The sequence below is a fragment of the Brevundimonas mediterranea genome (assembly GCF_011064825.1).
GTDB lineage: Bacteria > Pseudomonadota > Alphaproteobacteria > Caulobacterales > Caulobacteraceae > Brevundimonas > Brevundimonas mediterranea_A.
The window spans coordinates 2,894,999-2,921,530 of record NZ_CP048751.1; the positions used below are offsets into that span (position 1 = coordinate 2,894,999).

The window sequence follows — 26,532 nt, forward strand, 5'->3', positions numbered from 1 at the left end:
CTTGTCCTTTGCGCGCGCGCAAAGGCGCCAAGGGCGCCGGTTGCTAAGAGACCGGCGGCGGACGGGACCGGGCCGCCGCCTGCGACGGGGAGATTTCGATGACCACGCGACGGGCGCTGCTGACGGCGGCGGCGGGATGGGGGCTCGGCGGCGCGGCCGCCGCGCGCGTCCACCGCGTTCAGATGCTGAACCGCGGGCCGGGCGGAGCCATGGTGTTCGACCCGGCCTTTCTGCGCGCCGAGATCGGAGATCTCGTTCGCTTCGTGCCGACCGATCCCGGACATAATGCGGAGGTCATCGTCGGGCTTGCGCCGACGGGAACGCCGCCGACGCGCGGCGCCATGGGGGCGGTGTTCGACCTTCGTCTCGAACGACCCGGCCTCTACGGCGTCAAGTGCGCGCCTCATTTCGGCATGGGCATGGTGGCTCTGATCGCCGTTGGCGATGTCCGCGCCAGCCGCTCCGGGTTTGAAGCCGGTGTGGCGCGCCTTCCAGGGCTGGCCCGACGACGCATGATCGAGGCGCTGACGAGACTGGGTTGATCCGAGACGGCAACTCGGGTCTTTCCCCTAGGCGACACACCCGAGTACCGAAATCGGCCTGTCCCCCGTAGCGTCACGGCGTCGAATAAACCCGAGGTCGCCATGTCCGCAGCCCTTCTCGCGATGACCCCCGAGCCGCTCGCGCGTCCGCTCCCGACGCCCGAGCCCGAAGCCATGTGCCCGCTCAACGCCGCCTTCGCCGACAGTCAGGCTCTTCGCACCACCGTCGATCTGGGCGACGACCTGTTTCTCGCCGGCGCGGCCGCCGACTACGCCTATCGCGTGGAGGCGGGCGTCTTGATGAGCTATCGCCTGCTGCGGGACGGTCGTCGCCAAGTCGTGGACTTCCATTTGCCTGGCGAGTTCCTCGGGCTTGACGCGGGCGTGGACTATACGACCGCTGTGCAAGCCGTCACGCCGGCCGTCGTGGCCGGGATGCGGCGTCGGCGTCTTTCGGCCTTGGCGGCGACCGATGTCCGCCTGACCGGCGCCCTGTGGGCGGCCTCGGTGAGGGTCTGCCAACGCAGTCAGGATCATGCCGCCATTCTCGCTCGCCAAAGCGCCACCGAACGGGTCGCCGCCTTTCTTCTCGCCTACGCCCGACGAGTCAGATCGCTCGACGACATGATCTTGCCGATGAGCCGCCAGGACATGGCTGACTTCCTGGGTCTGGCGATCCACACCGTCTCGCGCACCCTGACCCAAATGGAAGGCTCCGGCCTGATCTCGGCGCGCTCCAGTCGGCACGTCCGGCTGGTCCGCCGCGACCGGCTTGAAGCCCTTTGTTCCTAATCCGGTCTGTGAAGACCTGAAACGAGAAAGCTGATGAATATGACTGACCTTCTGAGTGATATCGACGTCCATCATGCGCCGCGTTCGGTGTCTGATCGCATCGCCTGGGGTTTTGTGAAGTCGCTCCGCTTCTGCGCGGACACCTTCTTCGCCAAGCGTTACGGCCACCGGGCCGTGGTGCTGGAGACGGTGGCGGCCGTGCCCGGCATGGTCGGAGCCACCCTGACCCACCTGAAAGCCCTGCGGCGCATGAGCGACGACCGCGGCTGGATCCGCACCCTGATGGACGAGGCCGAAAACGAGCGCATGCACCTGATGACCTTCATCGAGGTGTGCCAGCCGACCCTGTTCGAACGTTTCATCGTCATGGCCGTGCAATGGCTGTTCTATCTCTTCTTCTTCGGCCTCTATCTGGTCTCGCCCCGCACCGCCCATCGGGTCGTCGGCTATTTCGAAGAAGAGGCGGTGATCAGCTACACCCATTATCTCGCTGAGATCGACGAAGGGCGTAGCGAGAACGCCCCTGCGCCTAAGATCGCCCGCGACTACTGGGGTCTGCCCGCGTCCGCAACGCTGCGCGACGTGGTTCTGGTGGTCCGCGCCGACGAGGCGCATCACCGTGACGTCAACCATGGCTTCGCCGATGAACTGGCCGGCGGACCGGTCAAGGCCGTGCGGCCGGGTCCCGCGCATGTTCCGCTTCAACCGCATTGGACGGTTGCCTGAGGCCGGGGATCGCGCATGTCGACCTCCCTGCCTAAGGCCTGGATGACGCATGCCCGTCGGACCCTGCCGCGCTACACCAGCTATCCCACCGCAGTCGCTCTGCGGCCCGGGACGCTCGAAGAAGTCGAGACTTGGTTGATCGCGGATGAGGGGGAGAGCCTCTCGGTCTATGTCCACATCCCCTTCTGCGATCGACTGTGCTGGTACTGCGGCTGCCACACCAGCATTGTCTCGGACTATGAGCGGGTGGCGGCCTTCCAGGCCCAGTTGTTGCGGGAGATCGCGCTCTGGGCCGAACGGCCCGGGGTGCGGCGCGGGGTTGTGCGCCATCTGCATTTCGGCGGCGGCAGCCCCAACATCCTGCGGCCTGCGGATTTCGTCGCCGTCGTGGACCGGCTGAGGTCGATCTTCCGCTTCGCGCCCGACGCGGAGGTGGCGGTCGAACTCGACCCGGCCCGACTGGAGATCGGTTTCATCGCGGGCCTCGCGCAAGCCGGGGTCACGCGGGTAAGCCTTGGGGTTCAGACCTTCGACCCGGCGGTCCAGGTGCGGGTCAATCGACCGCAGCCCTATGCTCAGGTGGCTGAGGCCGTCGAGGAATTGCGGCGCGCAGGGATCGCGGGCGTCAATTTCGATCTGATGTATGGCCTGCCCGGTCAGACGCCGGACAATGTGGCCGAGACGGCGGACCTGGCGGCGGGGCTCGCGCCCGACCGACTCGCCGTCTTCGGCTATGCGCATGTGCCCTGGTTGAAGAAGCACCAGAGCATGATCGCCGAGACCGAACTCGCCGACGCCGCCGGACGTTGGGCCCAAGCCGGGGCGGCCCACGACCGACTGGTCTCGGCCGGTTACGAGGCGATCGGTCTGGACCACTACGCGCGTCCCGACGATCGTCTGTCGCGCGCCCTGGCGCAGGGCGGGCTGCGGCGCAATTTCCAAGGCTATACCGACGATCCCGCGCGGGTGCTCGTGCCGCTGGGGCCGTCGGCCATCGGTCAGTGGCCGACGGGACTGGTGCAAAACGCCGCGGATGCGCGGGTCTGGCGGCAGGCGATCTCCGATGGCCGGCTGCCGGTCGCACGGATACTGCCCCTGACATCCGAGGATCGGCTTCGGGGGGCGGTGATCGAAGCCCTGATGACCGGGCTGTCGGCGGATGTCGATCAGATTTCCCAGAACCACGGGCAGTCTTCCGATCACCTCGACGCCTGTCTGGACCGGCTTCGGGAGGCGGCGGACGCGGGCTTGTGCCGGATCGACGGGCGGCGCGTCTGGATCCCGGACGCGGCGCGGCGGCTGGTTCGCACCGTCGCGGCGGCGTTCGACGCGGCGGGCGAGCCGCCGCAACGCCATGCGCCGGCGGTTTGACGACGCCGGGGCTTGAGGGGCGTCAAGCCATTGAGCGCGAGGGGTCAAGGCGCTCGCGGTCGGGCGGGCCTAAATTCCAGACAAAGGAGACCCCATGCGCCCTCATCCCCTGGCTCGACTGGCCGCGCTCGTCGCCCTAGCGGCGGGGCAGGCCGCAGCCCAGACGCCCGCCGCGGACATCGTCCGTCGCGCCGACGACCTGCCGGCCCCGCTCACGGCCAAATCCCCGCGGACGCATCAGGTGCGGTTGGAGGCGATTGAGCGTGACGGCGCGCTGTCGGACGGACAGACCTATCGCTATTGGACCTTCAACGGTCGTACGCCCGGCCCCTTTTTAAGGGTGCGCGTCGGCGACAGGATCGAACTGACCCTCGCCAACGCCGCCGACAGTCAGATGATGCACAATATCGATCTGCACGCCGTGACCGGGCCGGGAGGCGGGGGCGGGGTCACGCGGGTCTATCCCGGCGAGAGCGCCAGCTTCCGCTTCAAGGCCCTGGCGCCGGGCCTCTATGTCTATCATTGCGCCGAGGCGATGGCGGCCCAGCACATCGCCAACGGCATGTACGGCCTGATCCTGGTGGAGCCCGAAGGCGGACTGCCGCCGGTCGATCATGAATTCTATGTCATGCAGGGCGAAATCTACGCCGAGGCGGACGGCGAGGGCCGTCTGATCGAGGATCTGGATCGGCTTCTGGAGGAGCGGCCGTCGCATTACGTGATGAACGGCGCGGTGCGCGGCCTGACGGGCGAGCGTCGCATGCGGGTGCGGGTGGGCGACACCGCCCGCCTCTATTTCGGGGTCGGCGGTCCCAACAAGACCGCCAGCCTGCATCTGATCGGCGAGATCATGGATCGCGTCTATCCCAACGCCGCCTTGACGGACGCCCCCTTGCACAATGTCCAAACCGTCAGCGTGCCGCCTGGCGGCGCGACCGTCGTCGAGTTCACCTTCCAGGTACCCGGAGACTACGCCCTGGTCGATCACGCCCTGACCCGGGTCGATCTCGGCGCCTTGGCGGTCATCCAAGCCGAAGGTCCGTCGTCGCCCGAGGTGTTCGACGGACGAGACCCGCACGGCCCTCACAGTCACTGATCCCCGATAGGGACGCGTCGAAGCCTTTGCGGAGACAGGAGGGCGGCGGTCAAATCCTCGGCGACGAGCGCCTCTGGCCAGGGGGCGCCGCCCAGCATCGCCGCGGCCGCCTGACCGAGCGCGGGCGCGCACTGGACCCCGGACCCGCCCAAGCCCGCGATCCAGAAATAATCCGCCGCATCGGTCGCCCAGCCCGCCACCGGATCGCGATCGGCCGCGAAGCTCCTCAGGCCCGCCCAGTGCGCCGTCGGCGTCCACTCGGTCCGCCCGGTCAGATCGTTCAGGCTTTCGCAGGCCAGAGCGACGGAGAGGGGATCGGACTGGGCGTCGCAGGGCGGGGACGGCGTCTCCTCGCAGGCGCTCGCCCAGACGGCGTCCCCGGCAGGACGCAGATAGCCCTGTCCGTTCGCCTGTTTGAGGATCGGCCAGGTCCGCACTTCCACGGCAGGCGGGGGCGCGGCTTCGATCAGGGTCCGCCGGTACGACTGCAGCCCCAGGGGCTGAACCCCGGCGAGACGCGCCGTCTCGTCGGCCCAGGGGCCAGCGGCGTTGACCAGGACCGCGCCGGCAAGGGTCCGCTCCGCCGATCGAAGCCGCCAACAGCCCTGACGCCGTTCGATCGTCTCGGCCTCGAAGCCGGTGACGATCGGGCCGTGCCGCAAGACGGCCCGGCGCAAGCGATCGACCAGGCCGGCCAGGTCGATCAGGCCGGCGTCCGTCTCCAGGAAGCCCAGAGCGGTCGCCCCTGCCCGGAGGCCGGGCGCGAGCTTCGCGATCTCGGCGGCGTCGATCCGTCGTCCCCGTCCCCATTGCTGGACGGCGGCGAGATCCGTCTCTTCGGACGCCAGATGGAGGGCCGCGCGCGGCTCCAGCAGATCAGGAGCCAGAAGGCCCCGAGACGCGCGCGCCAGCCTCGAGACGACGGGGCCGCCATAGGTGGGGATGAACATGGCGGCCGCCCGGCCGCTGGCGTGGCGACAGAGCCAGGCCTCGCGCTCGACCAGGCAGAGCCGGCGGTGCGGCGCCAGGGCGGCGGCGACGGCCAGACCCGCAAGGCCCCCGCCCAGGATCAGAAACTCGAATCTGTCTTGCATGGCGGCTCCCGTGGCCGGGACAGCCTATCGGCGACGGCGGCCGCAAGGATTGAGGCGGATCAAGCCCCGAAATGACGCCGGGCAGGGCGGCGATTGAGACCGGTTCAGCCCGATCAGACCCGGCTGGGTTAGGAGCCGGGGCATCCGCGACGCAGGACGCCCCATGCCCTTTTATTCCACCAAGACCTATGGCCCCGAGCGCGGCCTGTCGTGCGCCTATCGTCAATGGGACGCCGGAACCGATTGCCAACTGCTGCACGGCTATGCGCTGGGGTTTCGGTTCGTCTTTGCCGCCGAGCAACTCGATCGGCGCGGCTGGGTCGTCGATTTCGGCGACGGCGGTTTCGGCAAGATCCGGCGGTGGCTGCACAAGATGTTCGATCACACCCTTCTGGTGGCGGTCGACGACCCGGCCCGCGACGTATTCGAATCGCTCGCTGCGGCCGGGCTGGCGGACCTGCGCACCGTGCCCAGCACCAGTTGCGAGCGGCTGGCGCAGCATGTCCACGACGCCGCTCAGGAGATTCTTCACGACGCCACCCAGGGACGTTGCTGGCTGAGTTCGGTGGAATGTTTCGAGCACAGTGCGAACAGCGCTCTGTTCGAGGCGCCTGATGCGGTCCAGCGCCAGACGGTCGCGGACGTCCTGCAGGCGGTGCTGCGGGAGATGAAATGAGCCCGCGCCTGAACCGGATTGTCGAAAGCGCGGCGGCGGAAGCGGCTCTGATGGCCCTGCGCGCGATCCCCGAGGCGGTGCTCGGAACGGCCATTCGCCGTCTTCGGCAGCGACGACCGGATGTGTTCGAACGCCTCGGGACGGCCGCGTCCGCGACCGTCGTCCTGGCGCCCACGGACCTGCCGGTCCTGTTTCGACTGACCCCGGACGCCGAGCGTCCTGTTCGCGTGGCGCGCCGGGACGATGATCGCCCCAGCGCGGCCCGGATCAGCGGGCCGCTCGTGCTGTTGCTGGGGGTTCTGGACGGCGGGCTTGACGCCGATGCGGCCTTCTTCTCGCGCGAGATCCGCGTTTCGGGCGACACCGAGACCGTGGTCTCTCTGCACAACACCCTGGAGGCGGCGGCGCTGTCGCCGTCGGATCTGCTCGGCGCGCCCGCCTGGCTGCGCGGCGTCGCCGATGCGGCGGCGCGCGGGGCGCTCTCTTGGGGTCAGGCGCGAAGGACATCATGATGGGGTCCATCGAACTCGTCTGTCCCGCCGGTTCGCCGGCGATGTTGAAAGCGGCCGTCGAGGCCGGCGCTGACAGCGTCTATTGCGGGCTGCGTGACGAAACCAACGCCCGCAATTTCCCCGGACTGAATTTCTCGCCCGAGGAACTGGCCCAGGCTGCGACTTGGGCCCACGCGCGCGGGCGAAAACTCCTCGTGGCGGTCAACACCTTTGCGCGGGCGGGACAAAGCGCCCGGTGGCGCGCCTCCGTCGACGCCGCCGCGACCTCGGGCGCCGATGCAGTGATCCTCGCCGATCTGGGGCTTTTGGCCTATGCGCGGGAGCGATGGCCGGATTTGCGACTGCACTTGTCTGTTCAGGCCGCGGCCGGATCCCCTGAAGCGGTCCGGTTCTACGCCCAGGCCTATGGCGTCCGCCGCATCGTCCTGCCGCGCGTCCTGAGCGTTCAGGAAGTCGCCGCTCTCGTTCGCGAGACAGAAGCCGAAACCGAAGCCTTCGTGTTCGGCGGCCTGTGCGTGATGGCTGAAGGGCGCTGCGCCCTGTCGTCTTACGCCGCCCGCCGCTCCCCCAATCTTTGCGGCGTCTGCTCGCCGCCCGAGGCGGTGTCCTATACCGAAGAGGACGAAGGCCTGGTTTCGAGACTGGGGGGCTTCGCGCTAGACCAGTTCGCCCCGGGCGAGAAGGCCGGATATCCCACCCTGTGCAAGGGACGGTTCGAGGCGCGCGGCCTGCTCTCCTATCTGTTCGAAGACCCCGTCAGTCTGAACGCCATGAGCCTTCTCGCCGGATTGAAGGCGGCGGGGGTCACGGCCGTGAAGATCGAAGGCCGCCAGAGGGGCAAGGCCTATGTCGCCCGTGTGGCCGGGGCCTTCCGCCAAGCGATCGACGCCCTGGATTCGGGCGCCGATCCCGAGGCCTTCGCCCCTCTGCTGACGGACCTCGCCGAAGGCGGGCGGGAGACGGCCGGCGCCTATAGAAAGTTGTGGAGATGACGGCCATGCGGATCGCGCTGGGGCCCTTGCTGTTTCACTGGGCGCCGGATCGGATTGAAGCCTTCTATGCCGAGGTAGCCGACGAGCCGTCGATCGACAGGGTCTATCTGGGCGAGGTGGTCTGCGGCAAACGTTCGCCCCTCACCCAATATGCGCTCGCGGCGGCGGCGGAGACCTTGAGCGCGGCAGGCAAGGACATCGTCTGGTCGGGCCTGGCCCTGCCGGCGACGGTCCGGGATCGCAAGGGACTGGCGGCGCTCGCCGCCCTGCCGGACCTCATTGAGGTCAACGACGTCTCCGGTCTGTCGGAGCGGCGCGACCCCTTCGTCGCCGGACCTTTGTTGAACATCTACAACGAGGGGGCGCTTGGGGAGCTGGCGCGACGCGGCTGTGTGCGCCTGTGTCCCAATGTGGAGCTTTCTCTGGAGGCGATTTCGCATCTTTCGGCGGCGCAGCCACAGGTCGAGATCGAGCTGTTCGCCTTCGGTCGGCTGCCGCTCGCCCTGTCAGGGCGCTGCTACCACGCGCGCAGCCACGGCCTGCACAAGGACGCCTGCCAGTTTGTCTGTGATCGCGATCCCGACGGGATGGATCTGAGGACCCTGGAGGGCCAGCCCTTCCTCGCGGTCAACGGCGTGCAGACCCTGTCTTGGGCGATGCAATGCGTCGATGCGCCGGTCGCCGCCCTGCGTGCCGCCGGCGTCGGAGCGTTGCGCCTGTCGCCCCATTCCGGCGATATGCCGGCCGTCGCGCGGGCGTTTCGCGCCTATGCCGACGGCCTGTGCGATCCCGATGGGCTCCTCCAGCGACTGCAGGAATTGAACCCCTCCGTCGCCTTCGTTAGCGGCTATCTGCACGGTCTCGCCGGTGTCGCCGGGACCCGCTGATCCGGGAACGGCCGGGCTTGACCCGCCCGGCGTGCGCGCAATCCTTGACCGGCTCGATCGTCGGCTGGTGATCCTGCTGGCCCTGCGCCTGAAGGTCGCCGACGCCATGGCCGCGTTCAAGTCGCCCGGGACGGTGCGCGATCCCGCCCGTATCGCGGCGGTGATCGATCATGTCCGTCAGCTGGCCGAGACGGTCGATCTGTCGCCGGACTTGGTCGAGGCTCTATGGCGGCAATTGATGCAAGCCAGCGCCGTCCGCCAGGCGCGGCTTGTGGCCTTGCACCGAAAAGCCGGCGACGCCGCCGCCGGCCTTCCTGTGCATCAGAACAGCCAGCCATGACTGCCGGCGACCGCCCCGAACACCGTCGTCAAGGCCAGGACCAGCAGCACCATATGGGCGGCGTGCAGCAGGCGGAACGCCTGATCCGGCGCGCGCTTGGCCCAGGCCGGAAAGAAGCGGTGGAGCAGAAAGGGCTCCACCACAAACAGCAGCAGGACAAACACGGCCCAGACGCACACCATGGCGTGCATCCACCAGAAGCGTAGGTCGCTGAATCGGTCCCACAGCGCCATCCGCTCAACGAGATAGACGCCCGACAGGCCGACAAGCGCTACGGCCGTGCGCGCCTGCCAGATGAAGCGACGCTCGAAGGCTTCGAAAGCCGCCAGGCGGTCGGCGCCGAGAAGCCCCCTGCGAATGGCGGGAAGCGCAACGGTGGTGGCCATCGATACGCCGCCGATCCAGATCACCACGCCCAGCACGTGAATCACGCGCGCGAGAGCCAGGTCGTCCATGGGAGTTTGTCCTTGTTCTGATCGTCAAGCTCGGTCGGGCGCGCCTCTGGTCAAGGCGCTTCTCTGGAGGGGTCAGGGGCAATGGACCCGTCGCGCAGGGGCGTGATCTGGAGCAGCACATCGTCCTGGCGCGCAGCGGCCCAGTGTTCGCCCCCGACCACAGGCAGCAAGATCAGGCTGCCGGGACCAAACACCCGCTCCGCCGCCGGATCGACGATCCCGCCGTCGCCCCAGGACAGATGGCCGGACACGACCGTGATGAGCCGCAGTCCCCCTTCGCCGCCGTGCGGCGGCAGAAGTTGACCTTTTTCGATCCAAAGGAGCATGACGGCGGGACGGCCCTGAGCGTCGAGGGCGACGAGGGTGCGGCGTGCGCCGGCGACATCCGAAGACGGCAGGCGATCCACGTCCAGCCGCCGGGCCTGGGCGGCGGCGGAAAGGGGCAGGGCGGCCGATGCGACGGCGGCGAAGGCGAACAAAGACAAGCGCTTCATGATAGGGTCTTTCTTGCGAGGTTAGAATTTGAGGCTCACGCCCGCGCCGAAGGCGCGACCGTCGCCGGGAAGGAAAACCGCCTGATCGGCGCGCGCCTGGTCGACGACGAGGGTGGAGGCGGCGTAGGTTTCGTCGAACAGGTTCAGGCCTTCGGCGAAGACGACCAGGCCGTCGCGGATCTCGCGCTCAGCCCGCAGGTCGAAGACGGCGTAAGGGTCGCTGTAGAGGGTGTTGAGGTTGTCGATCGGCGTTTTTTCCGGAACCCAGCGCACCCCGCCTTGCAGCAGCCAACCCGGCCCAGGCCGCCAGTCCAGACCGGCCTGGACCCAATGCGGCGGCGTGCCGGCCAGATGATTGTCGCCGCGCAGAGGATCGTCGTGGAAGCGGAAGTCCTGCCAGGTATAGGCGAGGCGTCCGGTCAGGTCCGGCGTCATCCGTAAGCTCAGTCCCAGCTCCAGCCCCAGGTGACGGGTGCGAGGCGCATTGACCGCGCCCAATGACACGCCGGTTTCGTCGCGCAGGCTGAGGAGCTCGTTGCGCACCCAGGCGTGATAGGCGACGGCGTCCCAGGTCCAGGCGCCGGCTCGAGCGCGCCAGCCCATTTCTACGGTCGTCGCTCGCTGCGCCTTGAGCGCGGGGGTGGCGAAGACGGCTGCGGCCTGATTGGGCGCGGCGGGATTGGGGCGTCCCGGACTGCTGTTGGGCGTGCCGTTGACGGTGGCGAACAGATCATCGTGCGTCGGCGGTTCGAAGGTCTGATTGGCCGAGACGAAGACGGTTTGCCGGTGGTCCGGCCGCCAGGTCAGGCCGAGGGCCGGGCTCCAACCCTCGTAGGTTCGTTCATAGCTGGACCCGACCGTTGGGACGGCGCCGAACGGCAGAGCCAGGCCGGGATTGGCGGGACTATAGGCCGCCGTCGGCCGCGTGGACGGCGCGTAGCGGTCCTGGTTGTCGCGCGTGGCGCGCGACCAGGCCGCCGAAGGCGACAGGGTGAGCGTCCGTCCGAGCGGGAGGTTGAAGCCGCCGTTCAGGGACAGGGTGTCCGCCTTCAGTCGATTGCGGCCGAACTGCGCGCCTCGGCGTCCTGAGAGATTGAGATAATAGTCGCGGTCGGCGGTTCCGGTCACCCATTGCAGCGTGCCCTCGAACAAGGGGATGGCGCGCGCGGGATCGGGCGCATATGCGTAACGGGCGACGACGGTGGCGTCGTCGCCGCGGGTGTCGCGCACGCCCGCCGAGATCGGAAACCGGAACATGTCGTCGGTCTGGGCATAACCCAAGGCGACGTCGATCAGATGGGCGTCCATCACGCCCGTGGCCCGAACCCCCGCATGGAATTGCGTGGCTTCGCGACGGGGCTGGTCGCGCACCACATTGGGGCCTGGATTGACGGCGCCCGTCGGCGTCACGGTCGGGCCGGTGAAGACGCTGCGCGAGCCGCTGTCGAGCAGGGCGCGGGTCAAGGGACCGGCGACGTCGAAGCCGAGGTCGGCGTAGCTGGCGAAGGCGCGCACTGTCACCCGATCCGACAGTCTCACGCCGAAGTTGGCGCCCACAGCCGATCGACTCGAGCCGTTATAAGTCCGGGAACCGTCCCGCTCGGTGTGGTCAACGCGCAGCAGAGCGTCGATCGTGTCGTGGACATAACCGGCCGAGGCGCCCGTCCCGATCTGGCCGAAGTCGCCGGCGGAGGCCTTGAGGCGCAGCCCGGGCGCGCTTCGTCCCGTCGGAGAGATGAGGTTCAAGGCGCCGCCGAGCACCGTCGCGCCGAGCCGGTTCGCGGCGTGACCGCGAAAGATCTCGATCGACTGGGCCTCGGCGGGGTTGGCGAAACCGACGATATAGGAGCCGTCGGCGCGATTGACCGGCAGGCCGTTGCGCAGCATCAGCACCCCGCGCTCGACGGGGTTCTGCTGCAGGCCGGATCCGCGAATCTGGATGCGGGGCTGATCGTTTCCGCCGAAGAAGTCCTGCACGACAACGCCCGGCGCGAAGGCGAGGGCGCGTGAAATCGTCAGATTGGCGCTTTGCGGCAGGTCATCCGCCTCGATCAGCCCTGTTGCGCCGGCCGTGGCGTTCAAGCGTTCGGCGGCCGAGGCGCGGCGGCCGATGACGACCACATCTTCCACAAAGCCCGGCGTGGCGGACTGCGCCTGGGCGGGCGCGGTGACAAGGCCCGGAGCGAAGCCGAGCGCGAGAGCGCTGCAGGTCAGAGCGAGACGAGCGACGCCGTGCGGTAAGAACGGCTGGGAGAGCGGAACGGGGAGGGGCACGGCGGGTCTCGATTTGCTAATGCGACCCGTTTTCATCTAAAGCATGCCGAACGGCGCTTTATTGCGCCAGCGCAAACTGCGGCGAGAAGTCCGCCCGATCCGGTGTCGATCCGGGCCCGCAGGAGAGGAACAGGCCCATGTCCGACCCCGTCCGGAGCGAGACCATCGCCGGTTTGGATCTGTTCCGGGGCGCCGCTTCGGCGACGTGCGCCGATCTCGCCGAGACTGTCCGGGTCGATCATCATCGAGCCGGAGCCTATGTCGGCGAACAGGGCGCGAAGGTGGAGCGGGCCTATGCGCTGAGCCGCGGCAGCGCCCGTCTGATCCAGACCGGCGCCGACGGCGGGCAGGCGCTGATCCGATTTCTGGGACCCGGCGACATGTTCGCAACGGCCGCGCTCTTTGCGCAAGGGCGCTTTCCGGCGGACATTGTGGCTCTGGAGGCGGTCGTGGTTCTGAGTTGGCCCCGCGAGGTGCTGTTCCGCATTATGGAACGCGACCCCGTGGTTGCGGTGAACGTCATTCGTATTCTGGGGACGCGCTTGGCGCAATTGCAGGAGCGGATAAGGGAGAAGTCCTTCTTGCGTGCTGACCAGCGCATCGCCCTGGCCCTTCTGCGGCTTCTGGACCCGTCCGGTCGTCCTCAAGACGCCGCCGCCATCACGATCCCGCTGCGCCGCCAGGACGTCGCCGAGTTCGCCGGTACGACCCTGTATACGGCGAGCCGCATCATCGCCGGATGGGAAAAGTCCCGTTGGCTAAAGACGACAGGACGCCGTCTCATGGTGCTGGATCCCGCCGCGCTGAGACGCCTCGCCGAGGACGGCGTGAACGGGTCCAGCGCCGCAACGCACGCTGCGGCGAGCCGATAGCCGCATCCGATTCAGTCGAAAACCACGGGGTCGCCGGCGGTGTCGAAGGCGAGGAAGCGCTGGATGGCCCCGGTGTTGACAGCCTCGACCATGTTTTCGAGCGCCCGGTCTATGTCGGGCTTGGCAGGGGCGTATCCGTCGCGCCCGGCAAGGGCCGCGGCGAACACCAGGCCCCAGGGCGGTCCGGCCGTCGCCGCTTCGGCGGCGAAAACGTCGAAGCCCGCCAGGTCCTCTGGCGCCTTGTCCACGCACATCAAGGGGGTCAGGGTTCCACCCCGACCCAGGCGATGACGCTCGCGCTGCTCGGGCGTCGGGGCGTCCGGCAAGGCCACGGCGGCGAAGACGAAAAGCAGGCGGTGCGGGGTCTGCTGGGCCAAGGCGGCGGCGACGAGTTGCTGAAAATGAGAGGTCTGGGTCATCCGAGCAGAATGCCGCCTGATCCCCGCGCTGGGCTTGCGCCTGAACAAATCACGTTCGATTTGATCCTCAGCTCCATGGCGGGGTCTGTCCCGTTGGCGAACCCGAGCCCCGGTTTTCGCGCTTCGGCCAGCGCGCCCCGACAAATCTCGCTGACCCCTTGTGCGATGCAACATTCCATGCCAGCAATGTCAGGCGGCGTCCTAAAGCGCTGCGCGTAACGGGGCGTCCTCAATGAGGGGAGACGCGCCGGACATTCAGCAGATTTCGGCAATGAAGCCGCCCGGGGCGCTCTGACATGAGCGTGTCGAGGCGGCTTTCGTGCGTCCGCGATCCGCACCGGGTTTGAACAAGCCACCAAACATGGCGGGGGATGAAGGTGATGGACAAGCGCAGATTCCTGATGGCCGGCGGCGCGCTGCTGGCCGGCGCCGCAGCGGGCCTCGCCGGATGTGGCGAGAGCGAGCCGCGTTCGAACGGGGCCACGGCGCCGGCGGGGACGGTCGAAAAACCCAATCTCAAACTCGGCTTCATCAAGCTGACGGATATGGCGCCCCTGGCGATCGCCAAGGAGAAGGGCTTTTTCCTTGAGGAGGGCCTGAACGTCGCCCTCGAACCCCAGGCCAATTGGAAGGTCCTGCTGGACGGCGTGATCGGCGGCCAGCTGGACGCCGCCCACATGCTGGCGGGGCAGCCGATCGCGGCGACCATCGGTCTGGGCACCAAGGCCGATCTTATCGCGCCGCTCAGCCTGGACCTGAATGGAAACGCCATCACGGTGTCGAACCGGATCTGGGCGCAGATCGCGCCGACCCTGCCCAAGGGCGCCGACGGCAAGCCCTTGCATCCGATCTCGGCCGCCGTCCTGAAGCCGGTCGTCGAGCGTTTCCGGTCCGAGGGGCGTCCGCTCAAGTTCGGCATGGTCTTCCCGGTCTCCACCCACAATTACGAGCTTCGCTATTGGCTGGCGGCCGGCGGGATCCATCCCGGCTTCTATCTGCCGCGCGACGTGGCGGGCACGACCGGCGCGGACATCCAGCTGTCGGTCACGCCGCCGCCCCAGATGCCCGCCACCCTCGAAGCCGGCACCATCGAGGGCTATAGCGTCGGCGAGCCTTGGAACCAGGCGGCCGTCAAGAAGAAGATCGGCGTGCCCCTCATCGCCGATCACGACATCTGGCCCCGCAATCCCGAGAAGGTCCTGGGCATGACCCGGGCCTTCGCCGAGACCTATCCCGCCACCACCACCGCCCTGATCCGCGCCCTGATCAAGGCCCAGCAGTGGCTGGACGCCGACCAGGGCGCCAATCGCCCGGAGGCGGTGCAGATCCTGGCCCGCTCCAACTATGTCGGGGCCGACGCCGACGTGATCGCCGCCTCCATGACGGGGCGGTTCACCTATGCGCCCGGCGATGTCCGCCCCGCCCCGGAGTTCAACATCTTCTTCGGAAGCTTCGCCGGCTATCCGTTCGCTTCCGACGCGGTCTGGCAACTGACTCAGATGCGCCGGTGGGGCCAGATCGCCGAGGATCGTCCCGACGCCTGGTACCTGGAAACCGCTCAGGCGGTCTATCGCGCCGACCTCTATCTGGCCGCCGCGCGCGCGCTGGTCGCCGAGGGGGTGATCCCGGCCGAGTCCGTCCCGGAGACGGACGGCTTCAAAGAGGTGCAGACCGGCTTCATCGACGGCGTCGCCTACGACGGGCGCGCGCCCAACGCCTATCTGGCCAAGTTCGCCATCGGTCTGAAACAGGGTCAGCGGGTCGCCGCCTCCGGCGTCTCGCCGGCCTGATCGCGCAAAGGGGAGAAGATTGATGCTGACGAACCAGGTCGCGCCCGACGGTGAAACGCCCACCAAGGTCATCGGTCGCATACCGTCCGAGACGGCGCCGCGTCGGACGCCGTCCGAGGACGCCGCGTCCGACACCCGTTCGGCGTCGGAGGAGGGGAGAGCGTCCAGGCTCGTCCGTTTCGCCGCCGGGCTTGGAGTCAAGCTGGGGGCCAGATTGCGCGCCCTGGTTCCGCCCCTGGCGGGCATCGGGATTTTCATCCTGTTGTGGGCCATGGCGGCTCCTATGGTGAAGACCTCGTTGGGCGCCCTTCCCGGGCCCGTGGCGGTCGCGGCGCAGGGCGTCGCCCTGGCCGAGGAGTGGCAGGCCGGCCAGGCCGATCGGGCCGCCTTCTATGCGGCCCAGTCCGAGCGTAATGCCGGACTGGAAGCCGCCGGACGGGGGGGCGAGGTTCGCGATTTCCGTTACGCCGGATCGCCCAGTTTCATCGATCAGATCTTCACCTCCCTGTTCACGGTGGCCTTCGGGTTCGGCTTGGCGACGGTGGTCGCCGTGCCGCTCGGCCTGGTCTGCGGCCTGTCCAAGGGGTTCAACGCCGCCTTCAATCCCCTGGTGCAGATCTTCAAGCCGATCAGTCCGCTGGCCTGGCTGCCGATCGTGACCATGGTGGTGTCGGCGACCATGACCCGCCCGGATCCGGCCCTGCCCAAGAGCTTCGTCATTTCGGCGGTCGTGGTGATGCTGTGTTCGCTGTGGCCGACCCTGATCAATACGGCCGTCGGCGCCGCCTCGATCGACCGGGATCTGCTCAATGTCGGACGGGTGCTTCGCCTCAGCCCCTTCGCCCGGCTGAGACGCCTGATCCTGCCTTCGGCCCTGCCCTATATCTTCACGGGCATGCGGCTGTCGCTGGGCGTCGGCTGGATGGTGTTGATCGCCGCTGAGATGCTGGCGCAGAACCCCGGACTGGGCAAGTTCGTATGGGACGAGTTCCAGAACGGCAGCGAGCAGTCGCTGGCCCGCATCATGTTCGCGGTCATCGTCATCGGCCTGATCGGCTTCTTGCTGGATCGGTTGATGATGGCCCTGCAAGCCCTCGCCTCGCGGAACCACGCCAAATGAGCGCGCCGATCCTGTCCTTGCGGGGACTGAGCAAATCCTACCTGGGGGCCGACGGCGCGCGCACCGACGTCCTGTCCGGCGTGGAACTGGACGTTCAGGAAGGCGAGTTCGTCGCCGTTCTCGGCTTCTCGGGCGCGGGCAAGACGACCCTGGTGTCCGCCATCGCCGGGCTGATCGAGGCGGACAGCGGCGACATCCTGATCAAGGGCCGGCCCTGCGCCGGCCCCGGACCGGATCGCGGGGTCGTCTTTCAGAGCTATTCGCTGTTTCCCTGGCTGACTGTGGAACAGAATGTCAGGCTGGCGGTCGACGCCGTTCACCTGACGATGCCCAAGACGGAGCGGGTCGAACTGGTGCGCGCGACGGTCGCCCTGGTGGGACTGGCCCATGCGCTGGATCGCAAGCCGGCGCAGTTGTCGGGCGGCATGCGCCAACGCGTGGCGGTGGCGCGGGCTCTGGCGACAAAACCCGAGATCCTGCTGCTGGACGAACCCCTGTCGGCGCTGGACGCCCTGACCCGCGCCAAGCTCCAGGACGAGATCGAGCGGATCCGGCGCCAGGAGAAACGCACCATCGTCCTGGTGACCAACGACGTGGACGAGGCCCTGTTGCTGGCCGACCGGGTCGCGGTCCTGACGCCGGCGCCCCACGCCCATATCGGCCGAATCTTCGAGGTGGCCCTGGCTCGGCCGCGGGACCGCACCGAGCTGAACCATGACGAGGCCTATAAGACGCTGAGAAACGAGATCGTCGGCTATCTGGGGCGTCTCGCCGGCGGGGCGCGCGAGGCGGCGGCTTCGAACGTGATCGACCTGCCGACGGTGGCGCCGCTCGATCTCTTGGCGCCGCCCAAGGCCTATCAGGACGCCGCCTATAGTCCGATCCATCGCCGCTATCTCGAGTTCTACAACCTGTCCAAGGTCTATCCGACGCCCAAGGGCCCGCTGACGGTGGTCGAGAAGGTCAATCTGCTGATGGACCGCGGCGAGTTCATCTCGCTGATCGGGCATTCGGGGTGCGGCAAGTCCACGGTTCTGACCATGGCCGCCGGTCTCAATCCGATCTCTGACGGCGGCATCGTGTTGAACGGTCGGGAGATCGAGATCGCGGGACCGGACAAGGCGGTGGTGTTCCAATCGCCGTCCCTGATGCCCTGGTTGACGGCGCGCCAGAACGTGGCCCTGGGGGTCGAGCGTGTCTATCCCCACGCCACCCGCGCCGAGAGAGCCGACATCGTCGCCTATTATCTGGAACGGGTCGGCCTGGGCGACGCCATGAACAAGATGGCCGCCGATATGTCCAACGGCATGCGCCAGAGGGTGGGCATCGCCCGCGCCTTCGCCCTGTCGCCCCGACTGCTGCTGCTGGACGAGCCGTTCGGCATGCTGGACAGCCTGACGCGCTGGGATCTGCAGGACGTGCTGGTCGAGGTCTGGAACCGCACCAAGGTCACGACCGTCATGGTCACTCATGACGTGGACGAGGCGATCCTGCTGGCTGATCGGGTGGTGATGATGACCAACGGGCCGAACGCCACCATCGGCAAGGTGCTGGAGGTCGATCTGCCGCGTCCGCGCGACCGCCGCGCCCTGCTGGATCATCCGCAATTCTACGCCTATCGTGAGGAAGTGCTTCAGTTCCTGGCGGACTACGAGCACGGCGCTCACGCCGACGCCGCCTGATGCGGGTCTTTCTGGCCGGCATACCCTTGCATGACGCGCTTGTCGTCGTGGTCGGCGACGGGGAGGCGGCGCTGGCGAAACTGCGGCTGTTCGTCGGCTCGCCCGCCCGACTGGTCTGGTTCACCCCCGGCGGCCCCCCCGACGCGGATCGCCGGCCGGCGAACGCGCCCACGCCCAGGGCTCGCGCGCCGACGCGGGCGGATTTTCAGGAGGCGCGGCTGGTCTTCATCGCTCTGGAGCAGGAGGATGAGGCCGAGGCGGTCGCCCGCGATGCGCGGGCGGCGGGCGCCCAGGTCAATGTGGTGGACCGGCCGGCCTTGAGCGATTTCCAGACGCCGGCCCTGATCGACCGGGATACGATCGTCGTCGCCATCGCGACCGGCGGCGCCGCGCCGATCCTGGCGCGGGACCTGCGCAGCCGTATCGAAGCCATACTGCCCCAAGCGCTCGGCCCCCTCGCCGAGATCGCCGGCGAGATTCGTGACCAGGTCAAGACGGGCATTCCGGACTTCATGGCGCGGCGACGGTTCTGGGAACGGGCGTTTCGCGGTCTGGCCGTTGATCTGGTCGGACAAGGGCGGATATCGGCCGCCCGCGCCGAGATGATGCGGCTTATAGAGGCGGCGGCGCCGGAGGCGGGGAGTCTGTATGGTCTGGGGGCCGGATCGGGCGATCCGGAACTTTTGACGCTCAAGGCGCTGCGGATCATGCAGGACGCCGATGTCATCCTTTACGACCCGGAGGTCTCGGAGCTCGTCCTGGCGCGGGCGCGACGTGATGCGCCTCGGCGAAACCTGGCGGACGCCGGCCCCGCCGAAGCCTGCCGTCTGATGGTCGAACATTGGACTCAAGGCGAACGCGTCGTGAGACTGTATGCCGGCAATCCTGCGGCGTCTGAGCGGGCGAGGCGCGAGCAGGATGCCCTGAATGCAACAGGTTGCGAAATGATCGTCGTCCCGGTCGCGCTCGACGCGGCCCGTCTAGACTCTTGACGGAGGGCGCCGCTTACTCGCGTCGGGGAACATCACAATTGCGTATCGCCATCGTCGACGACACCGGCCTGCGCGCGACCATCCTGAAAGAGGGGCTGGCCGAGGCGGGCTACATCGATATCGAGGTCGTGGCGCCCCACGGCGGTTTCGTCGCGCGTCTGGAACGGATGGCGCCCGACATCGTGCTGATGGACCTGGGCGATCCCAGCCGCGACACGCTCGAGGAAATGCTGACCGTCAGCCGCGCTCTGGCTCGACCCATCGCCATGTTCGTCGACCGGTCGGACGATGCGATGATCGGCGCCGCCATTGACGCAGGGGTATCGGCCTATGTCGTCGATGGTCTCAGGAAGGAAAGGGTGAAGCCGATCCTGGAGCTGGCGATCCGCCGGTTCAACGCCTTCAACATCCTGAGGGCGGAGCGGGACGACGCGGTCACGGCCCTGGCCGACCGCAAGACCATCGATAAGGCCAAGACCCTGCTGATGCAGGGTCGCGGTCTGTCCGAGCCCGATGCCCACGCCCTGCTGCGCTCCACCGCCATGAACCAGAGCCGCCGCATCGTCGAGGTTGCCGAAGCCTTGATCACCGCCTACGCCCTGATCGACCCACCCAAGGGAACCGGACGATGACGCCGCTTTCAATCGCCTTTCTGCCCCTGACCGACAGCGCGGTGCTGGTCGCGGCCAAGGAGATGGGTTTCGCGGAAGCGGCCGGGCTGGACCTGACGCTGGTCCGCAACACCTCCTGGGCCACGGTTCGAGACCGTCTGGTCTACGGCCAGGTTCAGGCGGCGCACATGTTGGCGCCTCTGGCCGTGGCGGTGACCTTGGGGCTCAGCCAACAGCCGACCCGGCTGGTGGCGCCCTTCCGGCTGGGGATGAACGGCAACGCCTTGACCCTGTCGCATGAGTTCGCCGCCGCCCTGGACCCGGTGCTCGCGCATCGGGTCGAGGATCCTGTCGCGACCGCCCATGACTTCGCTTCGGCCATCGGCATGCACCGTCGCAAGCCGATCATCGGCGTGGTTCATCGGTTTTCCAGCCACGCCCTCATGCTGCGCTACTGGCTGGCGTTCGCGGGGGTCGATCCCGATCGGGACTTGACCCTGCGGGTGGCGCCGCCGTCCTTGATGGTGGAGGCGTTGCGGACCGGCGAGATCGACGGCTTCATGGCGGGCGAACCCTGGAGCAGTCTCGCCGTGGACGAAGGCCTGGGCCAGATCGCCGCTTTCGGATCACGGCTCTGGCGCCGGGGGGTGGAAAAGGTCCTGGCCGCGCGCGCCGACTGGGCCGAGGCCAATCCGGAGGTTCTGAACCGGCTCTTGATCGCCTTGGACCGTTCCGCCGCCTGGTGCGACGCGCCGGAAAATCGCCCCGCCCTGGCCCGGCTGCTGGCGGCGCCCAATTATGTGAACCAGTCGGCGGCGGTGATCGAGCGCGCCTTGGCCGGGCGACTGGTGCTCGGCCAGGGGGAAGCGCCCGTGGCCGAGGCGGACTTCCTCATGCTGCACCGCGAAGCCGCCACCGCGCCGGCGATCGATCATGGCCTGTGGATCTACTCGCAGTTCGTGCGTTGGGGCATGATCGAGGCGTCCGAAACGGCGCGCGCGGCCTCTGCGGCCGTCTTCCGTCCGGACCTGTATCGTCGCGCCGTTCCAGGCGGGGACGGGGCCGGAGCGGTCGGGAACTTCTTCGACGGCCGGCCCTTCGATCCCGACCGGATCGAGGCCTATGTCGAAAGCTTCGCCGAGGCCGCCGCATGATCGCGGACAAAAACCTCTTTGTGCGATGCAAAATGACCCCTTGCCGAGCAGGGAGAAACGAGTCAACCTCATCGAACTGAGGCAAGGACGCCTCGGATTGGTCGGAACCCTCCATCGATGGGGAGTCCCGGCTTTCGCGCCCTGACCGGATCGGTGGGGGTGATCGAGATTTGGCAAAGCCGCCATGCAGGCGCTGGGAAACCAGCGTCTGCATGGCGGCTTTTTTCGTTTGGGGCGTCGAATGGACGGTTTTGCAAAGGTCTTGGCGCGGTCCACGGGCGCGACCCGGGACACCCGGGAGCATCTGGTCGTCGTCGGCAATGGCATGGCCGGCTGCCGGGCGGTGGAGGAAATTCTCGCGCGCGACGCAGACCGATACCGGGTGACCATCTTCGGGGCCGAACCCCATGTGAACTACAACAGGATCATGTTGTCCCCCGTGCTGGCGGGCGAGAAGACCTTCGATCAGATCGTCATCAACGACCGCGCCTGGTACGCCGACAATGACATCGAACTGATCGTGTCGGATCCCGTCGAGGCGATCGATCGCGCCGCCCGGACCGTGACCGCGAAGTCAGGCCGCACCGTCGGCTATGATCGTCTGCTGATCGCCACCGGATCGGACCCCTTCATCATCCCCGTGCCGGGTCACGACCTCGACGGCGTCATCAGCTTCCGCGACATGGCCGACGTCGACCGGATGGTCGCCGCCGCGCAGCAGGGCGGGGACGCGGTTGTCATCGGCGGCGGCCTTCTGGGCCTGGAGGCGGCGCACGGCTTGAGCCTGCGGGGCATGAAGGTGACGGTCATCCATCTGATGCCGAACCTGATGGAACGGCAGCTGGACGAGGCCGCCGGCTGGCTGCTGAAGTCGGCGCTGGAGGCCCGGGGGCAGACCATCCTGACCGGCGGCGATACGGCGGAGATCGTCGGCGACGTCGGCGTCGAGGGGGTGCGACTGAAGGACGGTCGGCTGATCCCGGCGTCCCTCGTCGTCATGGCGGTCGGCATCCGACCCAATATAAGTCTAGCGCGTGCGGCCGGACTGGCCGTGGGGCGCGGCATTCATGTGGACGACCATATGGTCACCTCCGACCCGGCGGTTTTGGCCGTCGGAGAATGCGTCGAACACGCCGGTCAGGTCTATGGCCTGGTCGCCCCCCTGTGGGACATGTGTCGCGCCCTGGCCGATGGACTGACGGATCGTCATACGGGCTATCGTGGCTCGGTGACCTCGACCAAGCTCAAGGTGTCCGGCATTGACGTGTTTTCCGCTGGGGATTTTTCGGGCGGCGAGGGGGCGCAGGACATCGTCCTGAGGGACGCGTCGCGCGGCGTCTACAAGCGGGTGGTGGTGCGCGAGGACCGGATCGCGGGCGCGGTCCTGTACGGCGACACCGCCGATGGCGGCTGGTATTTCGACCTGATGAAACGGGGCGAGGACATCTCGTCGGTCCGCGACATGCTGATCTTCGGTCAGGCCTTCGCCCTGGGAGGAGGGCCGCCGGACCCTAGGGCGGCCGTTGCAGCCCTCTCGGACGAAGCCGAGATCTGCGGCTGCAACGGCGTGTCCAAGAAGACGGTTGTCGCCGCAATCGAGGGCGGCGCGGCGACGCTGGACGCCATTCGCGGCGGCTGCAAGGCTTCGGCCTCCTGCGGGTCCTGCACCGGTCTGGTGGAAACCCTGCTGGCCGTGACCCTGGGCGACGACTATGCGGGCGAGCGCGCCGTTCGGACCCTGTGCAAATGCACCAGCTTCGGTCACGACGACGTGCGTCGGGAGATCGTGGCCCAAGGGATGCGGACAATCCCTGAGGTCATGCAAAGACTCCATTGGACGACGCCCGACGGCTGTTCGTCGTGCCGTCCGGCCTTGAATTATTATCTGCTGTGCGCCCTGCCCGGAGACTATGTGGACGACCAGCAAAGCCGGTTCGTCAACGAACGTCTGCACGCCAATATCCAGAAGGACGGGACCTATTCGGTAGTGCCGCGGATGTGGGGCGGGGTCACCAATCCGCGCGAACTGCGCGCCATCGCCGATGTGGTCGAGAAATACGACGCCCCCCTGGTCAAGGTCACCGGCGGCCAGAGGCTGGATATCTTTGGCATCAAGAAGGAGGATCTGCCGGCGGTCTGGGCGGATCTGAACGCCGCAGGCATGGTGTCGGGCCACGCCTACGGCAAATCACTCCGCACGGTGAAGACCTGCGTCGGGTCGGACTGGTGCCGGTTCGGCACCCAGGACTCCACCGGTCTGGGCATCCAGGCCGAGCGCATGACCTGGGGCAGCTGGATGCCCCACAAGTTCAAGATCGCGGTGTCGGGCTGCCCCCGCAACTGCGCCGAGGCCACCATCAAGGATTTCGGCGTCATCTGCGTCGACAGCGGTTATGAACTCCATGTCGGGGGCAACGGCGGCATCCATGTTCGGGTCACCGATCTGTTGTGCAAGGTCGCGACCGAGGCCGAGGCGCTGCACTATTGCGCCGCCTTCATCCAGCTTTACCGCGAACAGGCCCGCTATCTCGAGCGCACCGCGCCCTGGATCGAACGCGTCGGACTGGAGTGGATCAAGGCCCGGATCGTCGAGGACGCCGAGGGGCGCGACGCCCTGGCCGCACGCTTCCTCTACGCCCAGAGCTTCAGCCAGGAGGATCCCTGGGCCGCACGAGTGAGCGGGGTCGATCGCGAACTTCACCAACCCCTGGTCCTGGCGGAGACGGCGTGATGCGGGCGGAGCGATGGATGGATGCGGGGGCCGTCGAGGAGATCCCCCTGCGCGGCGCCCGCACGGTGACGGTGGGTGAAGACGCGATCGCGGTGTTCCGCACAGGCGACGGCGCCGTCTTCGCCCTGATCGATCGTTGCCCCCACAAGGGTGGCCCGCTGAGCCAGGGTATCGTCCACGGCCACAGCGTCGCCTGCCCGCTGCACAACTGGAGCATCGCCCTGGCCACCGGCGAAGCGCAGGCGCCGGATCGCGGCTGCACCCCGACGATCCCGGTCAGGATCGAAGCCGGGCGGGTGCTGATTGCGACGTCCAGCCCGGTCCTCGCCTGAGGTGACCCGGCCCGTCTGCACCACCTGTCCCTATTGCGGCGTCGGCTGCGGCGTGGTCGCGCGCGTCACGGGCGAGCGCACGGTGGACATCGCGGGCGACCGCGACCACCCCGCCAATAGGGGGCGGCTGTGTTCCAAGGGCACACATCTGGGCGAGACGGTCGGACTGAACGGCAGGCTGCTGCACCCGATGATCGGCGACCGGCGCGCCGCCTGGGACGAGGCGCTGGATCTGGTGGCGGACCGTTTCGCGACCGCCGTCGCCGAGCACGGCCCTGACAGCGTCGGCTTCTATGTCTCGGGCCAGCTTCTGACCGAGGACTATTATGTGGCCAACAAGCTGATGAAGGGGTTTATCGGCTCGGCCAATATCGACACCAATTCAAGACTTTGCATGTCCAGCGCGGTGTCGGCTCATCTGCGGGCCTTCGGCGAGGACGTCGTGCCGGCCTGTTACGAGGACCTGGAGGCGGCCGATCTGATCGTGCTGGTCGGCTCCAACACCGCCTGGTGCCATCCCGTGGTCTGGCAAAGGATCGAGGCGGCCCGGTCGCGGAGCGGCGTCAAGCTTGTCGTCATCGATCCGCGCCGCACCGAGACCGCTGAGATGGCGGATCTGCATCTGCCCCTTCGCGCCGGAACAGACGTCAGACTTTTCAACAGTCTTCTGGCGGCGCTTCGTGCACGAGGGCAGGTCGATGAGGCCTATATCGCGGCCCATGTCCTCACCCCTGAAGGCTTTTGGGAGGGGATTGCGGAGGACGCGGACCCGGGCGCCGCCGCGGCGGCCTGCGGTCTCGATCCTGTCGTCCTCGACGCCTTCTTCGATCTGGCGGCCCGTCATCCCCGCACCGTCACCCTGTTCAGTCAGGGCGTGAACCAGTCGACCCAGGGCGCCGACAAGGCCAACGCCATCATCAATTTTCATCTGGCGACCGGTCGGATCGGAAAGCCCGGCGCGGCGCCCTTCTCCATCACCGGACAACCGAACGCCATGGGCGGGCGCGAGGTCGGGGGGCTGGCCTCCACCCTGGCCGCCCATATGGATTTCGCCGAGGACAATCGGGATCGGGTCGGGCGGTTCTGGGGCGCTCCGGCCCTGGCGGCCGCGCCCGGATTGAAGGCCGTGGATCTGTTCCGGGCCGCCGGCGACGGTCGGCTCAAGGCCCTGTGGATCATGGCCACCAATCCGGCCGTCAGCATGCCCGACGCCGGCGCGGTCCGCGACGCCCTGGCGGCCTGTCCCTTCGTCGTCGTCTCGGACGTGATGGCCGACACCGACACCGGCCGCCTGGCCCATGTGCGGTTCCCTGCGGCGGCCTGGGGGGAGAAAGACGGGACGGTCACCAACTCCGAGCGTATGATCAGCCGCCAGAGACCTTTCTTCCCTCCGCCGGGCGAGGCGCGGCCCGACTGGCGGACCCTCGCGGACGTGGGGCGTCGGATGGGGCACGGGTCCGGTTTCGCCTGGACCACGCCGGCCGAGGTGTTCGACGAACATTGCCGTCTGACCGCCTTCGAGAACGACGGGCGTCGGCGTCTGGACCTGTCGCCGCTGATCGGTCTGGATGCGGCGGCCTATGACCGGATGACACCCGTCCGTTGGGGCGCCGATCGCGTCTTCGCGGACGGTTCTTTTTCGACGCCGGACGGCCGGGCCCGTCTGGTGGCGGTGCGCCAGCAGCCGCTGGTGAACCACGACCTGATCCTGAACACCGGACGCTATCGGGATCAGTGGCATACGATGAGCCGCACCGGATTGTCGCCGCGCCTGTCCCAGCACCGTCGCGAACCCCTGGTCGAGCTACACCCCGACGACGCGGCGCGGTTCGGCCTGGCTGACGGGGATCTGGCCGTCGTGCGGACGGCGCAGGGCGAGAGCGTCTTCCGTCTTGCAATCACCGACGCCCAGCGACCGGGCGAGGCCTTCGCGCCGATCCACTGGACGGACCGGACGGCGTCAGGGGGGCGGACGGGGCGGCTGGCCGATCCTGCGGCGGACCCCGTGTCGGGCCAGCCGGGGTTCAAACGAACGGCCATGACCGTGACCCGGCTTCACACCGACTGGCGCGCCTTCTTGATCCTGCGGGGGGAGACCGGGGTTCAGCCGGACTGTGTCTGGTGGGCGGCGGTGACGGCCCCCGGCGGCCGACTGTTCGAACTGGCGGGGAACGGCGATCCGCACGCCCTGGAGGCCCTGCTGCCGGACGGCGAGCGGATGACGGCCGTGGACCCGGCGCGCGGGACCTTGCGGATCGGCGTCCTGAAGGACGGGCGGCTTCAGGGCGCGCTGTTTGTCGCGCGCGACGGGCGACTTCCGGCCCGGGACTGGCTGCTGGCCCAGCTGTCGGAGACGGTTGAGACCGCCGGGCTCCTGGCCGGGCGAGCGCCGGGGGCGGCCGTGGATCGCGGGCCTGTCGTCTGCGCCTGTTTCGACGTGCGCGCCCGGACCATCCTGACCGCCATCGCCGAACAGGGGCTGACGAGCGTGGCCGAGGTCGGCGCAGCCCTGTCCGCCGGCTCCAACTGCGGCTCGTGCCGCCCCGCCATCGCCAGACTGCTTGCCGCCTAGGAGAGC

Annotated in this window: 25 protein-coding genes; 20 read left to right on the forward strand and 5 right to left on the reverse strand. The window is 68.1% G+C overall.

Going from position 1 to position 26,532, the window contains the following annotated elements:
- Positions 1-98: 98 nt before the first annotated feature.
- The 5 genes from GYM46_RS14230 (at position 99) to nirK (ending at position 4,527) form a co-directional block, all read left to right on the forward strand.
- Positions 99-542: a pseudoazurin gene (locus GYM46_RS14230; protein ID WP_008261193.1), complete on the forward strand. Its 444-nt coding sequence runs from the start codon at positions 99-101 to the stop codon at positions 540-542.
- A gap of 102 nt (positions 543-644) precedes the next feature.
- Positions 645-1,334, forward strand: coding sequence for a helix-turn-helix domain-containing protein (locus GYM46_RS14235; RefSeq protein WP_008260097.1), 690 nt, complete (start codon positions 645-647; stop codon positions 1,332-1,334).
- 33 nt (positions 1,335-1,367) lie between these two features.
- Positions 1,368-2,060, forward strand: a complete 693-nt coding sequence (locus GYM46_RS14240) for an alternative oxidase (protein ID WP_008260472.1) — start codon at positions 1,368-1,370, stop codon at positions 2,058-2,060.
- Between the two features lie 15 nt (positions 2,061-2,075).
- Positions 2,076-3,431 (forward strand): oxygen-independent coproporphyrinogen III oxidase, encoded by a 1,356-nt coding sequence (gene hemN / locus GYM46_RS14245; protein ID WP_008263113.1) that lies wholly within the window; start codon positions 2,076-2,078, stop codon positions 3,429-3,431.
- Positions 3,432-3,525: 94 nt separating this feature from the next.
- Entirely contained in the window at positions 3,526-4,527 is a 1,002-nt protein-coding gene (nirK, locus tag GYM46_RS14250) for a copper-containing nitrite reductase (RefSeq protein WP_008262185.1), read from the forward strand.
- On the opposite strand, the gene GYM46_RS14255 is transcribed toward nirK, so the two are convergent.
- On the reverse strand, positions 4,521-5,621 hold the full coding sequence (locus tag GYM46_RS14255; RefSeq protein ID WP_008260419.1) for an NAD(P)/FAD-dependent oxidoreductase: 1,101 nt from the start codon (positions 5,619-5,621) through the stop codon (positions 4,521-4,523). The two genes, nirK and GYM46_RS14255, sit on opposite strands and share 7 nt — an antisense overlap.
- A 163-nt stretch (positions 5,622-5,784) precedes the next feature.
- Here GYM46_RS14255 and GYM46_RS14260 point away from each other — a divergent pair, with 163 nt between their 5' ends.
- From GYM46_RS14260 to GYM46_RS14280, 5 genes are read left to right on the forward strand one after another with little or no spacing between them, the layout of a single operon-like run.
- Positions 5,785-6,297 (forward strand): 6-pyruvoyl trahydropterin synthase family protein, encoded by a 513-nt coding sequence (locus GYM46_RS14260; RefSeq protein ID WP_040349654.1) that lies wholly within the window; start codon positions 5,785-5,787, stop codon positions 6,295-6,297.
- Positions 6,294-6,809 carry a ubiquinone anaerobic biosynthesis accessory factor UbiT gene (gene ubiT / locus GYM46_RS14265; protein WP_008262680.1) on the forward strand — a complete coding sequence of 172 codons (516 nt, stop codon included), beginning with the start codon at positions 6,294-6,296 and terminating at the stop codon, positions 6,807-6,809. Before GYM46_RS14260 ends, ubiT begins: the two co-directional genes overlap by 4 nt.
- Positions 6,806-7,801 carry a ubiquinone anaerobic biosynthesis protein UbiU gene (gene ubiU, locus GYM46_RS14270; protein WP_040349652.1) on the forward strand — a complete coding sequence of 332 codons (996 nt, stop codon included), beginning with the start codon at positions 6,806-6,808 and terminating at the stop codon, positions 7,799-7,801. Before ubiT ends, ubiU begins: the two co-directional genes overlap by 4 nt.
- Positions 7,802-7,806: 5 nt before the next feature.
- Complete coding sequence (ubiV, locus tag GYM46_RS14275; protein WP_230307532.1) at positions 7,807-8,688, forward strand: ubiquinone anaerobic biosynthesis protein UbiV; 882 nt, start codon at positions 7,807-7,809, stop codon at positions 8,686-8,688.
- Positions 8,689-8,719: 31 nt separating this feature from the next.
- On the forward strand, positions 8,720-9,028 hold the full coding sequence (locus GYM46_RS14280; RefSeq protein WP_008262817.1) for a chorismate mutase: 309 nt from the start codon (positions 8,720-8,722) through the stop codon (positions 9,026-9,028).
- On the opposite strand, the gene GYM46_RS14285 is transcribed toward GYM46_RS14280, so the two are convergent.
- The 3 genes from GYM46_RS14285 to GYM46_RS14295 are packed head-to-tail and all read right to left on the reverse strand — an operon-like array spanning position 9,010 to position 12,251.
- Positions 9,010-9,483: a membrane protein gene (locus GYM46_RS14285; RefSeq protein WP_008259168.1), complete on the reverse strand. Its 474-nt coding sequence runs from the start codon at positions 9,481-9,483 to the stop codon at positions 9,010-9,012. The genes GYM46_RS14280 and GYM46_RS14285 overlap by 19 nt on opposite strands.
- A gap of 50 nt (positions 9,484-9,533) precedes the next feature.
- Positions 9,534-9,977, reverse strand: coding sequence for a hypothetical protein (locus GYM46_RS14290; RefSeq protein ID WP_008263475.1), 444 nt, complete (start codon positions 9,975-9,977; stop codon positions 9,534-9,536).
- Positions 9,978-9,998: 21 nt separating this feature from the next.
- Positions 9,999-12,251 (reverse strand): TonB-dependent receptor family protein, encoded by a 2,253-nt coding sequence (locus GYM46_RS14295; RefSeq protein WP_198004288.1) that lies wholly within the window; start codon positions 12,249-12,251, stop codon positions 9,999-10,001.
- A 173-nt stretch (positions 12,252-12,424) separates the two neighbouring features.
- Between GYM46_RS14295 and GYM46_RS14300 the strand changes: the two genes are divergently transcribed.
- The gene (locus GYM46_RS14300) at positions 12,425-13,123 is read left to right on the forward strand and encodes a Crp/Fnr family transcriptional regulator (protein ID WP_208861700.1); all 699 of its coding nucleotides are present in this window, start codon (positions 12,425-12,427) and stop codon (positions 13,121-13,123) included.
- Positions 13,124-13,134: 11 nt separating this feature from the next.
- On the opposite strand, the gene GYM46_RS14305 is transcribed toward GYM46_RS14300, so the two are convergent.
- On the reverse strand, positions 13,135-13,542 hold the full coding sequence (locus tag GYM46_RS14305) for a hypothetical protein (RefSeq protein WP_008263563.1): 408 nt from the start codon (positions 13,540-13,542) through the stop codon (positions 13,135-13,137).
- A 380-nt stretch (positions 13,543-13,922) separates the two neighbouring features.
- On the opposite strand from GYM46_RS14305, the gene GYM46_RS14310 reads away from it, so the two are divergent.
- The 9 genes from GYM46_RS14310 to GYM46_RS14350 all read left to right on the forward strand — a co-directional run bounded on the left by GYM46_RS14310 (position 13,923) and on the right by GYM46_RS14350 (position 26,526).
- The gene (locus GYM46_RS14310; RefSeq protein WP_156796446.1) at positions 13,923-15,332 is read left to right on the forward strand and encodes a CmpA/NrtA family ABC transporter substrate-binding protein; all 1,410 of its coding nucleotides are present in this window, start codon (positions 13,923-13,925) and stop codon (positions 15,330-15,332) included.
- Positions 15,333-15,354: 22 nt separating this feature from the next.
- A complete protein-coding gene (locus tag GYM46_RS14315) occupies positions 15,355-16,452 on the forward strand; it encodes an ABC transporter permease (RefSeq protein WP_008259493.1) in 1,098 nt (365 codons plus the stop codon).
- On the forward strand, positions 16,449-18,134 hold the full coding sequence (locus GYM46_RS14320; protein WP_008259779.1) for an ABC transporter ATP-binding protein: 1,686 nt from the start codon (positions 16,449-16,451) through the stop codon (positions 18,132-18,134). The genes GYM46_RS14315 and GYM46_RS14320 overlap by 4 nt, the downstream gene beginning before the upstream one ends.
- The gene (locus GYM46_RS14325; RefSeq protein WP_008261796.1) at positions 18,134-19,126 is read left to right on the forward strand and encodes a siroheme synthase; all 993 of its coding nucleotides are present in this window, start codon (positions 18,134-18,136) and stop codon (positions 19,124-19,126) included. The genes GYM46_RS14320 and GYM46_RS14325 overlap by 1 nt, the downstream gene beginning before the upstream one ends.
- A 38-nt stretch (positions 19,127-19,164) precedes the next feature.
- Positions 19,165-19,758: an ANTAR domain-containing response regulator gene (locus tag GYM46_RS14330; RefSeq protein ID WP_008262932.1), complete on the forward strand. Its 594-nt coding sequence runs from the start codon at positions 19,165-19,167 to the stop codon at positions 19,756-19,758.
- On the forward strand, positions 19,755-20,891 hold the full coding sequence (locus GYM46_RS14335) for a CmpA/NrtA family ABC transporter substrate-binding protein (RefSeq protein WP_008259029.1): 1,137 nt from the start codon (positions 19,755-19,757) through the stop codon (positions 20,889-20,891). The genes GYM46_RS14330 and GYM46_RS14335 overlap by 4 nt, the downstream gene beginning before the upstream one ends.
- A 241-nt stretch (positions 20,892-21,132) precedes the next feature.
- Positions 21,133-23,622: a nitrite reductase large subunit NirB gene (gene nirB / locus GYM46_RS14340; RefSeq protein ID WP_050771652.1), complete on the forward strand. Its 2,490-nt coding sequence runs from the start codon at positions 21,133-21,135 to the stop codon at positions 23,620-23,622.
- Between the two features lie 17 nt (positions 23,623-23,639).
- Positions 23,640-23,954: a nitrite reductase small subunit NirD gene (gene nirD, locus GYM46_RS14345; protein WP_008260425.1), complete on the forward strand. Its 315-nt coding sequence runs from the start codon at positions 23,640-23,642 to the stop codon at positions 23,952-23,954.
- Positions 23,926-26,526: a nitrate reductase gene (locus GYM46_RS14350; RefSeq protein ID WP_230307534.1), complete on the forward strand. Its 2,601-nt coding sequence runs from the start codon at positions 23,926-23,928 to the stop codon at positions 26,524-26,526. The genes nirD and GYM46_RS14350 overlap by 29 nt, the downstream gene beginning before the upstream one ends.
- The last annotated feature ends 6 nt before the right edge of the window (positions 26,527-26,532 follow it).

What these genes read in the sequence shown, in the direction of transcription:
- hemN (WP_008263113.1), top strand. Translation starts at nt 2,076, where the DNA reads ATGTCGACCTCCCTGCCTAAGGCCTGGATGACGCATGCCCGTCGGACC.
- GYM46_RS14320 (WP_008259779.1), top strand. Translation starts at nt 16,449, where the DNA reads ATGAGCGCGCCGATCCTGTCCTTGCGGGGACTGAGCAAATCCTACCTG.
- GYM46_RS14325 (WP_008261796.1), top strand. Translation starts at nt 18,134, where the DNA reads ATGCGGGTCTTTCTGGCCGGCATACCCTTGCATGACGCGCTTGTCGTC.
- nirK (WP_008262185.1), top strand. Translation starts at nt 3,526, where the DNA reads ATGCGCCCTCATCCCCTGGCTCGACTGGCCGCGCTCGTCGCCCTAGCG.
- GYM46_RS14335 (WP_008259029.1), top strand. Translation starts at nt 19,755, where the DNA reads ATGACGCCGCTTTCAATCGCCTTTCTGCCCCTGACCGACAGCGCGGTG.
- ubiT (WP_008262680.1), top strand. Translation starts at nt 6,294, where the DNA reads ATGAGCCCGCGCCTGAACCGGATTGTCGAAAGCGCGGCGGCGGAAGCG.
- GYM46_RS14315 (WP_008259493.1), top strand. Translation starts at nt 15,355, where the DNA reads ATGCTGACGAACCAGGTCGCGCCCGACGGTGAAACGCCCACCAAGGTC.
- GYM46_RS14235 (WP_008260097.1), top strand. Translation starts at nt 645, where the DNA reads ATGTCCGCAGCCCTTCTCGCGATGACCCCCGAGCCGCTCGCGCGTCCG.
- GYM46_RS14230 (WP_008261193.1), top strand. Translation starts at nt 99, where the DNA reads ATGACCACGCGACGGGCGCTGCTGACGGCGGCGGCGGGATGGGGGCTC.
- GYM46_RS14260 (WP_040349654.1), top strand. Translation starts at nt 5,785, where the DNA reads ATGCCCTTTTATTCCACCAAGACCTATGGCCCCGAGCGCGGCCTGTCG.
- ubiU (WP_040349652.1), top strand. Translation starts at nt 6,806, where the DNA reads ATGATGGGGTCCATCGAACTCGTCTGTCCCGCCGGTTCGCCGGCGATG.
- nirD (WP_008260425.1), top strand. Translation starts at nt 23,640, where the DNA reads ATGGATGCGGGGGCCGTCGAGGAGATCCCCCTGCGCGGCGCCCGCACG.
- ubiV (WP_230307532.1), top strand. Translation starts at nt 7,807, where the DNA reads ATGCGGATCGCGCTGGGGCCCTTGCTGTTTCACTGGGCGCCGGATCGG.
- GYM46_RS14255 (WP_008260419.1), bottom strand. Translation starts at nt 5,621, where the DNA reads ATGCAAGACAGATTCGAGTTTCTGATCCTGGGCGGGGGCCTTGCGGGT.
- GYM46_RS14285 (WP_008259168.1), bottom strand. Translation starts at nt 9,483, where the DNA reads ATGGACGACCTGGCTCTCGCGCGCGTGATTCACGTGCTGGGCGTGGTG.
- GYM46_RS14305 (WP_008263563.1), bottom strand. Translation starts at nt 13,542, where the DNA reads ATGACCCAGACCTCTCATTTTCAGCAACTCGTCGCCGCCGCCTTGGCC.
- GYM46_RS14240 (WP_008260472.1), top strand. Translation starts at nt 1,368, where the DNA reads ATGAATATGACTGACCTTCTGAGTGATATCGACGTCCATCATGCGCCG.
- nirB (WP_050771652.1), top strand. Translation starts at nt 21,133, where the DNA reads ATGGACGGTTTTGCAAAGGTCTTGGCGCGGTCCACGGGCGCGACCCGG.
- GYM46_RS14290 (WP_008263475.1), bottom strand. Translation starts at nt 9,977, where the DNA reads ATGAAGCGCTTGTCTTTGTTCGCCTTCGCCGCCGTCGCATCGGCCGCC.
- GYM46_RS14310 (WP_156796446.1), top strand. Translation starts at nt 13,923, where the DNA reads ATGGACAAGCGCAGATTCCTGATGGCCGGCGGCGCGCTGCTGGCCGGC.